9 protein-coding genes and 3 pseudogenes are annotated in these 15,470 nt (G+C 54.6%); 11 read left to right on the top strand and 1 reads right to left on the bottom strand.

The window, feature by feature from the left end; all coding sequences use genetic code 11:
* Positions 1–449 precede the first annotated feature (449 nt).
* Positions 450–3,488 (top strand): TonB-dependent receptor, encoded by a 3,039-nt coding sequence (locus XaFJ1_RS12015; protein ID WP_012916947.1) that lies wholly within the window; start codon positions 450–452, stop codon positions 3,486–3,488.
* A 184-nt stretch (positions 3,489–3,672) separates the two neighbouring features.
* Here the strand turns inward: XaFJ1_RS12015 and XaFJ1_RS15815 are convergent, their stop codons facing one another.
* On the bottom strand, positions 3,673–3,846 hold the full coding sequence (locus XaFJ1_RS15815) for a hypothetical protein (protein ID WP_155392956.1): 174 nt from the start codon (positions 3,844–3,846) through the stop codon (positions 3,673–3,675).
* 322 nt (positions 3,847–4,168) lie between these two features.
* On the opposite strand from XaFJ1_RS15815, the pseudogene XaFJ1_RS16445 reads away from it, so the two are divergent.
* The 10 genes and pseudogenes from XaFJ1_RS16445 to XaFJ1_RS11975 all read left to right on the top strand — a co-directional run.
* Positions 4,169–4,366: pseudogene (locus XaFJ1_RS16445) on the top strand (transposase); the annotation flags it as partial.
* A gap of 75 nt (positions 4,367–4,441) precedes the next feature.
* A pseudogene (locus tag XaFJ1_RS16565) lies at positions 4,442–4,561 on the top strand (IS5/IS1182 family transposase); the annotation flags it as partial.
* A 131-nt stretch (positions 4,562–4,692) separates the two neighbouring features.
* A pseudogene (locus tag XaFJ1_RS16560) lies at positions 4,693–4,808 on the top strand (IS5/IS1182 family transposase); the annotation flags it as partial.
* Between the two features lie 352 nt (positions 4,809–5,160).
* Positions 5,161–6,042 (top strand): nicotianamine synthase family protein, encoded by an 882-nt coding sequence (locus XaFJ1_RS12005; protein WP_012916945.1) that lies wholly within the window; start codon positions 5,161–5,163, stop codon positions 6,040–6,042.
* 231 nt (positions 6,043–6,273) lie between these two features.
* Entirely contained in the window at positions 6,274–7,113 is an 840-nt protein-coding gene (locus tag XaFJ1_RS12000) for a nicotianamine synthase family protein (protein ID WP_012916944.1), read from the top strand.
* Entirely contained in the window at positions 7,106–8,377 is a 1,272-nt protein-coding gene (locus tag XaFJ1_RS11995) for an ATP-grasp domain-containing protein (protein WP_012916943.1), read from the top strand. The genes XaFJ1_RS12000 and XaFJ1_RS11995 overlap by 8 nt, the downstream gene beginning before the upstream one ends.
* On the top strand, positions 8,265–9,917 hold the full coding sequence (locus XaFJ1_RS11990) for an efflux transporter outer membrane subunit (RefSeq protein ID WP_307734388.1): 1,653 nt from the start codon (positions 8,265–8,267) through the stop codon (positions 9,915–9,917). Before XaFJ1_RS11995 ends, XaFJ1_RS11990 begins: the two co-directional genes overlap by 113 nt.
* 59 nt (positions 9,918–9,976) lie before the next feature.
* Positions 9,977–11,257: an MFS transporter gene (locus XaFJ1_RS11985; RefSeq protein WP_161525189.1), complete on the top strand. Its 1,281-nt coding sequence runs from the start codon at positions 9,977–9,979 to the stop codon at positions 11,255–11,257.
* A complete protein-coding gene (locus XaFJ1_RS11980) occupies positions 11,254–12,360 on the top strand; it encodes an efflux RND transporter periplasmic adaptor subunit (RefSeq protein ID WP_045756988.1) in 1,107 nt (368 codons plus the stop codon). Before XaFJ1_RS11985 ends, XaFJ1_RS11980 begins: the two co-directional genes overlap by 4 nt.
* Before the next feature lie 24 nt (positions 12,361–12,384).
* Entirely contained in the window at positions 12,385–15,441 is a 3,057-nt protein-coding gene (locus XaFJ1_RS11975) for an efflux RND transporter permease subunit (protein ID WP_012916939.1), read from the top strand.
* Positions 15,442–15,470: the final 29 nt, after the last annotated feature.

Below are 15,470 nucleotides of genomic sequence, written 5' to 3'. Positions count from 1 at the left end.
GCGCGGCTGTCATGTGCCCCTTGCGGCAGGACATCGTCCGCTCCGCCGGATTCCGCTGACGCGTGACATAGGCGTTATCGGCACGCCCTGTGTGCTGCGTGCCTGGTCCATCCATGTTGCTGCGCGTGCTGCGCCTCCTGGGGCCTGCCGTGGTCGCCGTTCCCATCGCATGGCCGTGCCCCCGCCATGCATTCGTCACTCAATGCCTCGCGATGGTGCGAAATGTCGCTTGCTGCGGCGTTGTGCACCTTTATGGTTCTAGCTGATTCTCGTTCGAAAATCTTGGGACAAGGGTTGCAAATTTGTCTAGATTTTGCTCTAAATGAATCTCCTATTAATAGATGGTTTTTCTTGAAACAAATTTGTGCATGTCAATCGCGAGCGTCTGGTTTCTCGCTGATGTGCAGCTCAGGTTTTTCTTAGGTTTTCTTACTCAGGGAGAAAAATAGATGTCCAAGCACCATCCGCGTTGTGTCGTGCGTCGAAGCGTATTGGCTGTGTTTCTGGGGGCCGCGCTGACGCAGGGAGTTGTTCACGCGCAGAGTACGACGGGTTCCATCTATGGCGTTGCGCCGTCGGGCGCCACCATTACCGTGCAGAGTGACACCGGACTGACGCGCACCGTCCCGGTCGATAGTGCTGGCCGCTTCAATATCGGCTCGCTGCCAGTGGGAACCTACACCGTCACCCTGAATAAGGAGGGTCATGCCGTCGATACCCGCAAGGGCATCGGCTTGCGGGTGAACTCGGGGACCGAGGTGTCCTTCGCCCAGCCCGGCGGAACAACCTCCACGCTGGGTGCTGTGACGGTCAGCGCCAGCAACGTGGCGGCGGTGGACGTCACCACGGTCGATTCGCGCACGGTCATCACCGCCGAGCAGTTGCAGCGTTTGCCGTTGGCCCGCTCCGCCGAAGCCATCGCTCTGTTGGCGCCTGGCGCGGTCTCCGGTAGCGGCTATTTCAAGAATGGGAATGCCGTGTCCTTCGGTGGCGCCGGCGTGTCGGAGAACGCCTACTACGTCAATGGCTTCTCCACCGGTAATCCGCTCGACAACATCGGTGGCGTGAGCCTGCCCTATGGGGCGATCGACCAGCAGGAGGTCTATACCGGTGGCTATAGCGCGCGCTACGGCCGCTCCGATGGTGGCGTGATCAACCAGATCGGCAAGCGCGGCACCAACGAGTGGCATTTCGGCGGGCAGGTGCTGTGGCGTCCGCGCGGCACTGCTGAGTCGCCGAAGGACGTGTACTACCCCAATGGCAGCCTGCCCAGCGGCTATGCGTATCAGAAACCCGAACTGGCCGGCACGCTGTATCGCTCGGGCAAGGACAACCCGACCTGGAGCAACGTGTACAGCGCCTACGCTGGCGGCCCGTTGATCGAGGACCGTCTGTTCCTGTTCGCTGCGGTCGAGCAGGAAAAGATCGACGGTGTCTCGACCAATTCGTCCGATAATGGCGTCGTGGCGCGCAACCATTCCGACGAGAGCAAGCCCAAGGTCTACACGAAGATCGATTGGAACATCAACGACAGTAACCTGCTCGAACTGACCGGGATCAAGAGCAATGATCGCACCGGCGGCTACTACAATGCCTTCGACTACGCCACGCTGTCCGAGGGTGCCCGTAATACCGCGGTCGCGCCGAATATTGTCAAGCAGGACAGCGCCTATTACATCGGCAAGTACACCAACTATCTCACCGACGATCTGACCTTCAGTGCGACCTACGGCAAGAGCACCTTCGACAACAAGAACTATCCGGGCATCGTCAGTGCCGACCCCTTTCTAAGCGGCCAGGTTTTTCAGGATCCCTCGATCACTGGCGGTCATCCGATCTACAACAACCAGGGGGCGCTCAACAAGACCAATGGTCAGGACAAGACCCGTGGCCTGCGTCTGGATTTCGATTATCGCCTGGGTAATCACGATCTCGCCTTCGGCGTCGATAATATCTACTACTCCGCCAAGAACGAAGGCCAGGCCACGACCGGACCGGGGTATGGCTGGTATTACGCGAAGTCGTCCAGGCCATCCCAGCCGATCAGTTCCTCGCTTGGTGTCGGTGCGCCCGGCGGTAACGGGTATTATGTGCGCAAGCTGATCTTCAGCACCGCCACGTCGATGTCGGTCAAGCAGAAAGCCTACTTCTTCGAAGACCGCTGGCAGGTCAGCGACAAGGTGCTGCTGTCGCTGGGTTTGCGCAACGATAAGTTCGTGAACAGCAACAGCGAGGCCAAGCCCTACGTCGACAGTGGCAATCAGTGGGCGCCACGCCTTGGCGCCACCTGGGATGTGCATGGCGATTCCTCGTTGAAGGTCTACGCCAACTTGGGCCGCTACTTCCTGGCGTTGCCCAACAGCGTCGCGATCCGTGGTGCTTCGGCGTCGACCTACACCAGCGAGTACTTCGCCTATAGCGGCATCGACGCCAAGGGTAATCCGACCGGCCTGCGGGCGCTGGGGCCTGGCCCGGTTTCCGCGGATGAAGAGTACGGCGTTGCGCCGGATCCACGCACCTTTACCCCCACCGACCTGAAGTCGATGTACCAAGATGAACTGATCGTGGGCTTCGATCAGGCGTTCGCCGAGAAGTGGGCCTTCGGTGCCAAGGCAACCTATCGCAAACTGGAGTCGACCATCGACGACGTGTGCGATCCGGATCGCATGAGTGCCAAGTTGCAATCGCTGGGTGTGGATCCCAGTACTGTTACCATCCCGGGCTGCATCCTGTTCAATCCGGGCAGGACCAATACCTTCAGTCTTGCCAATAGCAACGGCGGACGTACCCAGTTCACCATGAGCAAATCCGACTGGGGCTTCGACAATTCGGCCAAGCGCAACTACGCCTCGGTCAACCTGTATCTGGAGCATCCGTTCGACGGCAAGTGGAGCACGCGTGTCGACTACACTTGGTCGCGCAACTTCGGCAACACCGAAGGTCAGTTGAAGTCCGACATCGGCCAAGCCGACGTGTCCAAGACCCGGGATTGGGATGCGGCGGCGTTGATGAATTGGGCTGGCGGTTATCTGGCCAATGATCGTCGTCATCAGGTGAAGCTCTACGGTGCGTACCAGGTTGCGCCGGAATGGATGCTGTCGGCCAACCTGCGCATCCAGTCCGGCACGCCGCACGATTGCCTGGGCTACTTCAGCGCCAACGGCACCGACGAGAGCTCTAAGGCGGGCGATCCGATCGGCTACGGCTCGGTCTATCACACCTGTGGCGGCAGCCCCTCGCGCCCTGGCGATGCGGGCCGCACGCCATGGACCAAGCAGGTCGATCTGGGCCTGATCTATCGTCCGGCATTCGCGGACAAGAAGCTGGCGTTCGGGTTGCAGGTGTTCAACCTGTTGAACGAGCGCAAGCCCATCCAGCAGCTCGCGACCTGGGAGTCCGGCCCGTACACGGTGCTCAATACCTATGGCATGGGCAATTACTTCCAGACTCCACGTTACCTGTTGTTGTCGTTGTCCTATGATTATTGATCCAAGCATCGCGTCGTTCGCTGCTTGACGTCGATCTGCCAGGCCTGCTCCCAGTGATGGGGGTGGGCCTTTTCGTTTGGTATCCGTGTTGGCCGTACAAGGGAGTGTGGTACCCGGTGGAAAGCAGCTCTGGCCGCCTTGCCCGAGCGCGCGAGGCAGATGAAGATCAGGTGCAGCGCACCGTTCAGCCACAACAAGCGGCCCTTGTACTTGTCGATGAGGATGCTTTGCAGGGTTTGCTATCGCAGGCCGCTTTTTTCAGATTGGCAAGATCGGCGAAGCGGGCCTCGGTGCCGTAGGAGGCGAAGAACTCGGGTATCGACAATCCAGCTTGGAACGGCAAGTCATGGATGCTCATCACGCCACTTCGTTGGTTTCAGGTGACAGCAGCATCCGCCCGGGCACCACAGATCCTGCGACTTTTGGTTGACGAGTAGGGTTAATCAGGTCGTGTCTTCGATCATGTAGGTGACATAGTCGCCGCTGAAAAACCACGCAAATCCACCTGCGCCACGCCTTCTGTGCCGCAGAAGGCGTGTCTGCATTGCTATTCCGTCAAGCTGGGCGCGGTTTTCTTACATTTTCCGAGCATGCGCAATCGACGTCTCGCCGTTGAAGATCGCTCGCCCGAAGAGTTGTTCCGTTCCTGACTGGAGAACCAGATCGATCTGCGTTATCCCATGGCGCAGCTATCTACCAAGATGCCGTTGGCGGCGCTGGAGCAGGCCCTGTCGGCCCGCCTGCTAGCCGATCCGGTGCGCGGTGGACGTCCCGCCCTGCCGATCCGCTTGATGGCCGGGCTGCTCTACCTCAAGCACACCTATGAGCTGTCCGATGAAGCGGTGTGCGAGCGCTGGCTGACAGTGCTTCACCGGCGAGGTGTTTTTCCAGACGTGTTGCCGTGCGATCCGAGTTCGCTCACGCGTTGGCGCCAGCGTCTAGGCGAAGCGGGAATGGAAGAAATGCTGGTGCAGATGATCAACGCGGCCAAGGCGATGAAGGCGTTCGATGCGCGGGAATTGTCACGGGTGATCGTGGTGCAGGAGAAGGTGATCGCACATTCCACCGACAGATGATTGTTGGAGATGGCCCGCCGCAAGCCGGTGCTGCTGTGCAAGCGGCATTGTGTGAAGTTGTCGCGGTGAGTCAGATTAAAAGTGCTGATGACACGGCAGAGTGCCGAGTCCGAAGGCGCGAAGCCGCATCTGCAGGTGGGGCCGCTATGCCCATGCCAAACAGTTCAAGCGGATGCGACGAGTGCTGTGTCGGCAGTGCAAGGTGTTGGGCCGGGTGATAAGGGACATCGGGCGCTCCTACGATGGCGATAGGCTGGCCGAGTGACTGGAGCAGGCCAGCACGCTGATGCAGGACACGGATGCGCAGCCGCAGGTGGAGATCATGGGGTATCGAGGACGCGAGGTGGAGAGCGCGCAGATTCTGCCCATATTCTGTTTACATATGTAGACTCTTGCTTTGAATGACATCCAGGCCATTGGAAAAGCTAAACGTTCGTAATAATAATGGCCCCACTCCTGCATTGCCACTACGTGTTAGACGAACTGGTTTAAGGCCGATAGTAACTGGCTTGTTGACATGTCACCGTTCTGCAGAAAGCAGTCGCTCATTGCCGCGTCGGGGTAGTTCTGAATCCTTGGGAAAACGGAGTGTCCTTATGCATGGCGAGGATCTGCTGGCGAGAGGGGGGAGCAGGGAAATGCTTGCAAATGAATCAGTGTTGCGGACCATATTGCGGTGCAATTCACCGCTGCAACAATTTATCTGCACTGTGGCCGATTTTCTAAATTCTCAGCGAAGCGAATCAGGCCATACGAGTGTGCAGTTCCATGAGCTTGATTTGCTAATGGAACATGTCGAATCGAGAATATTCTATGCCACTGAGGTGGATGAGCTTGTTTTTGGGCTGAGGCGCGAAACGCCACACGATAAAGTTTTGCAGGAGGCTTATTGTTTATGGGAGACCACTCTGGAACGAAATTTCGTATCCAGGCTATGTGGAGGATCTGCCACTGCGGTTTCAGATTATAGATTGGCTGGCCGTCTGCAACGCCTTGTGCGACGTGAAGTATCCATGCTGCGGACTCAGCCAGAAAGGATACTTTTTATTGGATCGGGTCCACTCCCGTTAAGTGCTATATGGTTCAGTAGGATCCTTGACGTACATGTTGACGGGATTGACATCTCGAAGTCTGCGGTCGAGGAGTCGTCTACGCTCATCAAGGTGCTGGGGCTTGATCGATCCATTCGCATCATCCACCGAAATGCGGTTGATTACGATGTTTCAAATTATGACATGATTGTGATTGCGCTACTAGCGAAGCCGAAGCAATTGCTTTTAGATAACATAGCGCGTACTGCGCGAAGCGATTGCACTATCGTATGTCGTACATCCTTCGGTCTTCGTAGTTTGATTTATGAGCCTACATTTTTTTCTTCAGCGATTCTCGATAATTTCGACATAGAGGATATACGCTTAGTGAAAGGGGCTAGTGACGATACTGTGTCTTCTTTGAAGCTCAGTATCCGGAATTTATAAATGATCGCTGTTGAAAAATGGCATCGGAAAGGTGGATTATTTTAATTTAACTGTGTAACTATTTAGCCCCTATATTTTCTGATCCATGTGTAAAATTAATAAAGATAGATCAAGTTGCGAGGGTGCGGCATGAGGTGCCTCCGACATGGTGTGAGAAAATTGATTGCCCTCATGTCAATGATTCAATAGCTGGGTAAGTGGCATTAAATAACACTCGGGAGTGAAATTATAATGTTGGATCATCTATCCATCGACAGCCATGTACAGCAACTGATATCAGCCTATAACGCTGTTTCATGTCACGAGCCATTAACTATCACTGACACCTCGATCGCAGACTTCTCCAATTTATGGCATCTCTGCCAAAGCCTTCGAAATAAAGAAATTGCTCATGCCGTATGTTCAGATGAGCGATTGAATGACATCAAGCCTAAATTACTAATGCTTTACGCCGAGTGGTGCTACTTACGAGAAATCCAAGCAGCACGGAATATCTTCGAATCCCAAGATGCGCAAAGTGCTTTTCGGACACTTTTTACTGATCTCCCACTTTATGAGCGCATCGTCGCTCTAGAGTATCAGGCCGTTCGCATATGTGCTGGACGCGACCTGAAAAATGCATTGATGATCGGCTCCGGTCCTGTCGGATCGACAGCTATGATTCTTCAAGGGCTAGGGCTTAATGTGGACTGCGTTGATATCAGTGCGGAGGCTACCGAAATATCACGTGAATTGATGCGGTGCCTTTCAATTGCAGCAGGTATGTGTCATATAACCAGCGACATACTTGAGTTGCGCGACCTTTCAAAGTACGATGTCATATGGCTCGCCGGCTTCGTCGGCGTGGCCGGCATGAAGCAAAAAGTCATTGAGCACTTAAGTATGCATGCTGCACCCGGCGCATTCTTGATCGTCCGCAGTGCTTCAACTCCTTGCAATATCTTATATACTGAAGTGCAACCGTGGGAGCTCGATTCTTTCGAGCGCTACATCTATCTTCAGCCACTGTCGTTCAACAATCACTCCTCCTACATCGTGCGGCAATACAACGAGCATACGGCCCATGGCTAGGCTGCTCATGCTTGATAGTTGGGTCTATGCAACAGGCATCACGGTTCCTCTCGCTATCCGTGAATTAGGCCACACTTATACGCTACTGACGCCCAATCCGTCGCGCTTCAAAAACAACCCGCTTGGCGATGGTATACACCCAGTGATCGCAGAAGCGGAGGCGGTTGTCGTGGCCAATGTCAACGACGATACCACCTTACTTGAAACTGCCCGCAGGTTGCATGAACAAAGTCGATTCGACGCGGTAATCACTTCCTGCGATCACTACCTTATCGCCGCTGCACGAGTTGCCGAAATGCTGGAACTGCCGACGGTTGGCAGCAATGTAGTACGCACTACGCGGGACAAGTATTTGATGCGATTGGCGTCGTGTTCCGCGGGTGTACCTACCCCTCAATTTGGTATTGCTGCTACGCATCAGGAGGCTCTAGCCATAGCGCAACGAATCGGCTATCCGGTTGTAGTAAAACCAACGGATATGTCTGCCAGCGCATTCGTCGCACTCGCGATGACGGATGCCGAGCTGCTTAGCGCGACAGATGCCGTCACCTGCTATCGCCAGAACGCAAGAGGACAGGACCTCAATGCCGTCGCCTTGATAGAAGAGTTTCTAGATGGGCAGGAAGTCAGTGTCGAAACAGTGACGGTTAACGGAGCGACTCAGGTGATTGCTGTAACCGACAAATCGCTCTACAGCGACACATTGTTCATAGAAACCGGCCATATGGTTCCGGCGATACTGGATCCTGAAACCGTTCGTGCTGTCGGGGATCTTGCAGAAGCGGCGTTGCGTGCCGTGGGTTATTCTCATGGCGTGGCTCATACAGAAATAAAACTGACGTCCAGAGGTCCACGCGTTGTAGAGATAAATCCGCGAGTGGGCGGCAACTGGATTTCGGAGCTAGTGCGGATCACCGTCGGATTCGATCTCATCCAGGCGTTCGTCAAGCTATCGCTCGGCGCCACGGATCTAAGCGATTGCTTTCTCGCCCCAGTCGCACGTAGTGCGGCGATCCAGTTTTTGTTGCCTCCAAGCCCAGGCATTCTCGCAGGCGTTTCTAACTGGGACGAAATCGTAAGTGACCCGTATGTACATAGGAGCCATTTGGATCCGTTCATGCGAGGTAAAAAGGTGGCAGCTCCAAAAAACAATGACAGCTATCTTGCACACGTGCTATGCATCGACCGGGCAGGAGTGGATGCGCGTGCCCACTGCGAGCGCCTTGTCGCAGCGATTGAACTCACCTACCTTGAAAGACACTAGCCCGCACGGCCGCTCCGAATCACAGCACATCTACGGCCCCAATCCGCATAGGCCTGGGCTAGGGACTATGTTGTGCCTGCGTGCCGCTGCGTGTTCCGTGGCGCTATGCGTGATCGCCGGATGCACATTGGGACCTAATTTCAAGTCTCCTGCACCTAACTATGGCGACATGATCAGTATACCCATCGAGCAGAATACGGCCTCGACAAAGGTGATCGGGGGCGATACCGAAGCGCTTCAGGTAGGTGGCGAAGTGGCAGGCCGATGGTGGGAGCTTTACCGATCTGCCGAACTGACATCTTTAGTAGAACAGGCAGTTCGAGATAATCCTGACCTACAAGCGGCGGGCGAAGCGCTAAATAGAGCAAAGCAACTTGAACTCGCTGAGGGAAGTAAGCGGCTGCCCACTCTTGATGCAAATGTCTCACAGCAACGACGCCGCCATGCTCAGGCCGAAGACGGTGATGTAGGTCCGGCAAGCTATTATTCAATATCCAATGTGCATATTGGTGCAGTATATGATCTTGACCTATGGGGTGGCATACGTCGTTCTATCGAGGCAAGCGGTGCGCAGACTGACTACGCCCACTTCGAAATGGAAGCAGCCTACCTTGCACTGACCAGCAACGTCGTGACCACTGTTATCGAAAAAAGTGCTATCGACGAAAAGATCCGCATTCAACAGCATATAGTCGAAATTGATCAAAATTGGCTAGATATAATGGTCGCACAAGCCGAGCTTGGAACGAGCAGTGATTTCGATGTGGCACTTCAGCAGTCAACCCTTGCAAAATCTAAATCGGTCATGGAAACACTGCTAATGGATCGCGAACAGGTTCAACATAGACTGGCCGCGCTGATGGGCAAGCCGGTCAGCGCCGTTTCCGATATCTCGATTGATCTGGACACACTGCGACTTCCCAGGACGCTCCCAGTGACCTTGCCTTCCAAGTTAATTGAGCAGCGTCCTGACATCAAGGCAGCGGAAGCAGTGTTGCACGCACAGACCGCACTGGTGGGTGTTGCCGCTGCGCAGCGCCTGCCTGATATCACGATCAGCGGACGGCTCGGCTCCGCTTCGCTAGATGCAACCACACTCTTCGGCCCAGGAAGCGGCCTCTGGTCGGTCTCTGCAGGCGTGACCCAGACGATCTTCGATGCTGGAAAACGCAGATACCGCCAGCGCGCCCAGGAAGCAGCAATGCGCGAAGCCGATGCACGCTGGCGAACAACTGTCGTTGAGGCATTCCACTCGTTGTCCGATGTGTTGTCAAGCCTGCAACACGATGCCGTCAAGCTTCAATTGGCAGCCAACGGCGAGATGGCTGCCCACCATGTCCAGATGCTATTGGAGCATCAACGTGAGCTTGGTAGTGTATCCGTATTAAAAGTCCTTGCCGCACAACAAACCTATCAAAACGCATCGCTCGAACTGGTCCAGGCACGAGCCCAACGCTTCGTCGACACCGTCGTTCTATACCGTGAACTCGGCGGCGGATGGTGGAACCGTGGTGATGTCGGCCAATACCCAGCACATTGAGGGTTGCATCGCACCGATGGGCAGTCAGAAAAATAATCTGAACGAAAGGAATGCTGACGATGCAGACGCAAGCTTTGGATACAACAATGCCAATGTTAAAGCGAAAACGCTGGACATTTGCGACGGCGTTTACTGGTAATGCTGTCTACTTCTCTATCATCCCATTTCTAGCTCTATTTCTGGCCGACGTGTTGAGGCTGGAAGCTGGCGCGGTTGGTACGGTGCTTGCGATGAGAGCATTCGCCAGCCAAGCATTCACCTTGCCAGGTTCTTTGGTTGGGCGCCTTCTTGGCCCTAGGCCAACTCTCGCGCTGAGCTCCCTGCTCCGCGCTGTCGCGTATTTCCTATTGGCCAACGGTCACACAGAGATCATGTTAATAGCCGCCGTCCTTGTGATCGGAGTCGCATCGTCGATCACGACTGGCCTAAGTTCAGCGCTAGTCTCTGGGCGGGAGCGCGGGCTCAATGTACTTGCTTTCGCCAACCTCGCCACGTTCCGCAACGCTGGGGAGATCATTGGATTCCTCGTTGGAGGATGGCTCTGCCCGCGCTATTTCGAACAGATCTGCCTGGCTGCCTCGCTGATCTATTTGATCACAACTGCTTCATTTCTTCTGATTTTCAAGAAAGGTGATCTGAGCCTGGATGACCGGCGAGGGAAAGATGATCTGCCTGCAGGCATTCGGGTTTTCAGTCGGCGTTTCGTCGCCACCTGCCTTGGTGTAGCACCCTATTCAGTTCTGGTGGCACAGCTCTACGTGGTAGTTCCACTCTTCATACTCTCTTCCCAGAACCGCGCCGACTTCCTTGGATTGGGTCTGAGCATTGCGGCGCTTGTTGGCGTGGTGGCCCAAGCATTGTTCAGCATGTACGGAGCGTCGATATACCTGAACAAGACTGTGACATCGTTGAGCTATTTGCTGATGGGATTTTCTTTCGTACTGCTTCCTCTTTGCTCTTACATCGGCCTGTCCGACTGGATTTCGTCGGTATGCTGTGGTGCCGTACTCACATTTGGAACGGTGTTCGCATATCCCTCCGCGATGTCGCATATCCGCGCATGCTCGAATGGCAGAGATACCGGACTTTACTTCGGGATTTACTACACATTGGCATCAGTATTGACCGCTATTGTCACAAAATGGCTGGTAGGCGTTGGTGTGCATACGGCAAAAGAGTGGGTTGTTTATGGTGCACTGATGCTCATCGCGCTGCTGGGAGCGGTCGCTGATTGGCTTCTTTCTTCTAAAGCTGATGTCGAGAAGATTGCCGTCCCCTCGCTGCCAGCCACAAATGCATTGATCCATGCAAGTACACCGGTTGAAATGGAGCGCTCATGATCGAAGGAGAGAGAAAGCTTCGGGCACCGCTGCAATCGTTGCGTTGGTGCATGATTGCGATTATTGCGATATGCATCATTGCACTTGCGGCATATAGATACCGCTCCGCCGTAAAAAGTCCAGCACCTGCATTGATCGGCTCGACGGAATTGCCGGTCATTGCCGGATCCAAGGTCATCTGCACGGATTGGCAGCGCAGCGAATCCTTTAGCGGAGTGGTGCGAGCAGCTCACAGGGCCGATCTTAGTAGCGATACCGCGGGCATCATCGAGGCTGTTCGCTTCGAATCTGGTGCATCCGTACAGACTGGCGAGATTCTTGTGCAGCTGCGCCTCAACGATGGGCCTGATGTTTTAGCTGAGAACCAAGCGGATTTGAAGCTTGCAGAGCAGAAAATGTCTCGCGCCAGCGAACAACTACGTATCGGAGCAATTAGCCAAGAGCAATTCGACACTCTGCATCATGCCGCGGACGTAGCAAGAGCGCGCCTCGCTGCGCAAAGGGCACGAATCGGGCAACGCAGCGTGCGCGCACCCTTCGCCGGAACTCTAGGCATTCGGAAAGTGGATCCCGGTCAGTTCATTCAAGCAGGGGACGTCATTACCACCATAGATAGTAGAGAGCCTCTACTCTTCGATTTCTCCATACCTCAGTCGTTGCTTCCGTCACTCAGCGTAGGACAACGCGGCCACGTCGAGTTCGAAGGATATGCGGGCAGGCAATTCGATGTGGTGATAAGTTCGCTGCCGCCGATTGCAGACCCTCAAAGCCATAGCATTGCCGCGCGTGCGACGTTCGTAGGGGATATGCATGCACTTGCATCCGGAATGTTTGGGAGAATGCGACTTGATATTGAGAAATGGAACTCTGTCAAGACCGTACCGAGAGCTGCCATACTATCCAGCACACATGGCGACACGCTGTATCTATTGCGTACCATGGAAAAGGATACCGTCGCCCATCAAGTTCCGGTGTCAGTGAAAGCGGACGATGGCGACAGGGCGGTCGTCGAAGGACCGTTCAAATGCAGCGATAGGATTGTGGTCAATGGACAGATCAAGATCGAGGACGGCACTCATGTCGTTGTCGCACCTCATGAGTAGGTATTTCTCTTGTGGAGGTGGGGCATGAGGTCCGGATCCACACTGATTGCGTTGCTCACACGTGCCAGCACGGTATTCGCTATCGTGCTGGTGATCACGGCCTTCGGCATCCTGGCGATTGTCCGCCTTCCAGTACAGGCGTTCCCCACCATCAAGTACGCCACAATCAACATATCCACGGTCTACTACGGCGCCGATCCTGAAACCATAGAAGGGTTCCTCACCTCTCCACTGGAACAGGCAGTTTTGCCTGCAAAAGGCATCGATTTCGTCACATCTACAAGCAAGCAGGGCGAGTCCGAAATCGTTTTACACCTAACTTTCAATGCTAACCCGGTGGAGACGCTTGCACAGGTGCAGTCGCTCGTCAACGCCGTTCTTTCCAATTTACCGTCAGGCACGCAAAATCCCGCAATCGTCCTTGACCACGGCGACGAAAGTATCCTAGATCTTGCGCTAACCAGTACGACCGCGACCGGAACACAGATGTCCGAATACGCACAGCGCGTGCTGAAGCCTGAAATTGCCACGGTTCCAGGCGTCCGCTCCGTCGCTGTCAACGACAGCCTACCGCTGGCAATGCGCCTGAATCTTGATCCCTATAAAATGACAGCCTATGGACTCACCGCAGAGGTGGTTCGCGACAAGGTCGCGGGAAACAACTACGTGACAGGTGTCGGCACGATCGATGGAGATACGGTTTCAGTGCCGCTCACGATCGCCTCGGGGCTTGAGACAGTTGCCGAATTTAACAATCTTGTGGTTAAAGAAGTAAACGGATCTCCCATTCACCTTAGCGACATCGGGAGTGCAGAGATCGGCACCTCTCGCGACAAGTTTGCCGCTTACGCAGATGGCGTTCCCGGTGTATTCCTGGATGTTGTACCCAACGATGGCGCAAACATCATTCAAGTTGCCAAAGCGGTCAAGAGTAAGGTCTCTCTTCTGCAAAAAACACTACCGCCTGGCATTGCGTTGTCCGTGAACGAAGACGATACGGAGTTCACGCGCCATGCACTTCGCGAGGTATTGCATGCGCTTGCCGAGGCGCTTTTAGTCGTCAGTCTGATCGTCTTCGTAGCCTTGCGCAAAATACGATCCGCTTTGATTCCAGTAATCGCGGTGCCACTTGCGCTCTTGGGTAGCCTTTGGTGTCTAAATTTATTTGGCTACAGCATCAACGAACTCACATTGCTCGCGCTGGTGCTTTCTGTGGGATTGGTCGTAGACGATGCGATCATCGTCGTGGAACGGCACGAGCGTCACCTGGAATCAGGCCTATCGACTCACGACGCAGCGGATATGGCGGTATCCGAGCTGCTTAGGCCTATCGTCTCTATGACCATCGTGCTGGCAGCGGCTTATCTTCCTATCGCGTTGCTGCCTGGAATCGCAGGCATCTTGTTCCGGGAGTTCGCCGTTACCCTCGTCACGTCGGTCTCGGTCTCCGCCCTGATCGCAGTCACTGTCAGTCCCTTGCTGTGCCGGTTTATTGTCAGGCGATCCACCCGCGCTGGCAGCACTGGTGGGTCCAGCCACTGGTACAAAGCGCGACGGGTATTTGACCGAATACAGGCCACGTCGTTGACGAATTACCGGTTGGTGAGCGTGTTCGGTGGTGCGCTAATTGTCGCGACCGTGTTTTTCTTCCTGGGGAGCCGACAGGAACTGGCCCCCCAGGAAGACCAGGGATACGTGCATCTTCGTGGGCATGCTACACCTGGAATGTCCTTTGCCGTATCCCGACAATTCGATCAGGATGTTTTAGCGAGCATAGCTCACTCCCCCTACTCTGGACACTCATGGAACTCAGTCACGCCAGCATCGATTAGAGGAGGGATTTCCTTGATCGACTGGGCATCACGTCCTTCCACAGCCGAGGTCATCGACCAGCTAAGGCAATCGCTGCATGGCATCACGGGATTTTCTTTCTCGCTATACCAGTCCGAGTCGCTCCCCACGGAAGACGGCGACCAGGTTGAGTTTGTCGTCGAAGGCGCGGGCGAACTTGGAGACCTGACCCAGGCTACCCAAGAAATTTTGGCAAAAATGAAAGCATCTGGCCTATTCGCTTATCTAGAGACCAATCAACAGCCTAGCCAGTCGAAAAGTCACATCGTTCTCGACCGGGCTAAGCTTGCCGACTTTAAACTGGATGTTCGACGTGTTTCCGATGCGCTCAGTTCCATGCTGAGTGGCAGCTACATCAATTATTTCAACTACCAGGGACGATCTTACAAGGTCATTTCAGCGGCCGATCCAGACTCCAGAAAGCTCAATCAGAACGTACTCGACTATCCTGTAGCCACAGTTAATGAGCAGCCCGTCCTATTGAGGGCTGTCGCCCATCTGGAGACGACGACTGGTCCAGACGTTCTACGCCATTTCCAAGGGCAGCGCGCCATCACTATTTCCGGTGAGTTGGCAAAAGGGGTATCCCGCGGACAGGTAGCGGATTATCTCGCAGGCATAACTAAAATTTTACCAAAGGACTATTCCTCGGATATCTCTGGCCCAATGCGCGAGTACACACGGAATCAAAAAGGTTATGCGATTATGCTTTTGCTGAGTATCGCAGTGGTTTACTTAACGCTAGCCTCTTTCTATAACAGCTTCACCGATCCAATCATCATTCTCGTATCGGTACCAACTTCGCTGTCAGGTGCGCTGTTCTTCGTATGGCTTGGCCTTGGCCAGCTTTCTGTGAATCTTTATACGGACGTCGGACTACTCACCTTGGTTGGCTTGATCAGCAAGCACGGTATCCTGCTAGTCGAAGTGGCGAACGAAAAGCAGGATTCTGGTCAATGCAAAAAAGACGCCATCCTTGCCGCCTTAAATATACGGCTTCGCCCAATTCTCATGACATCGGCGGCAATGATCATGGGATCATTGCCGTTATTGCTCATTGGAGGCCCTGGCTCAGCGGCGCGCTCGACGATTGGCTGCATCGTCATAGCAGGGCTTGGCATCGGAACTTTCCTAACCCTACTGGTCGTTCCAGCATTATATATGCTATTGGCAAAACCTCGTACAACGCGTGTGGAAAACGCCAGCACAGCGAGCGCCCTGTCAAGCTGATGTTGGCGAACTGAATCGCCTATGGCCCC

The organism is Xanthomonas albilineans (assembly GCF_009931595.1).
Taxonomy (GTDB): domain Bacteria; phylum Pseudomonadota; class Gammaproteobacteria; order Xanthomonadales; family Xanthomonadaceae; genus Xanthomonas_A; species Xanthomonas_A albilineans.
Note: the sequence above shows the minus strand (reverse complement) of the source record. Positions and strands in the feature narration are given on the sequence as shown.

Bases quoted from the DNA above. Each gene is read 5' to 3' on its own strand.
- XaFJ1_RS12015 (WP_012916947.1), top strand. From the start codon at position 450: ATGTCCAAGCACCATCCGCGTTGTGTCGTGCGTCGAAGCGTATTGGCT.
- XaFJ1_RS15815 (WP_155392956.1), bottom strand. From the start codon at position 3,846: ATGAGCATCCATGACTTGCCGTTCCAAGCTGGATTGTCGATACCCGAG.
- XaFJ1_RS12005 (WP_012916945.1), top strand. From the start codon at position 5,161: ATGCATGGCGAGGATCTGCTGGCGAGAGGGGGGAGCAGGGAAATGCTT.
- XaFJ1_RS12000 (WP_012916944.1), top strand. From the start codon at position 6,274: ATGTTGGATCATCTATCCATCGACAGCCATGTACAGCAACTGATATCA.
- XaFJ1_RS11995 (WP_012916943.1), top strand. From the start codon at position 7,106: ATGGCTAGGCTGCTCATGCTTGATAGTTGGGTCTATGCAACAGGCATC.
- XaFJ1_RS11990 (WP_307734388.1), top strand. From the start codon at position 8,265: ATGACAGCTATCTTGCACACGTGCTATGCATCGACCGGGCAGGAGTGG.
- XaFJ1_RS11985 (WP_161525189.1), top strand. From the start codon at position 9,977: ATGCAGACGCAAGCTTTGGATACAACAATGCCAATGTTAAAGCGAAAA.
- XaFJ1_RS11980 (WP_045756988.1), top strand. From the start codon at position 11,254: ATGATCGAAGGAGAGAGAAAGCTTCGGGCACCGCTGCAATCGTTGCGT.
- XaFJ1_RS11975 (WP_012916939.1), top strand. From the start codon at position 12,385: ATGAGGTCCGGATCCACACTGATTGCGTTGCTCACACGTGCCAGCACG.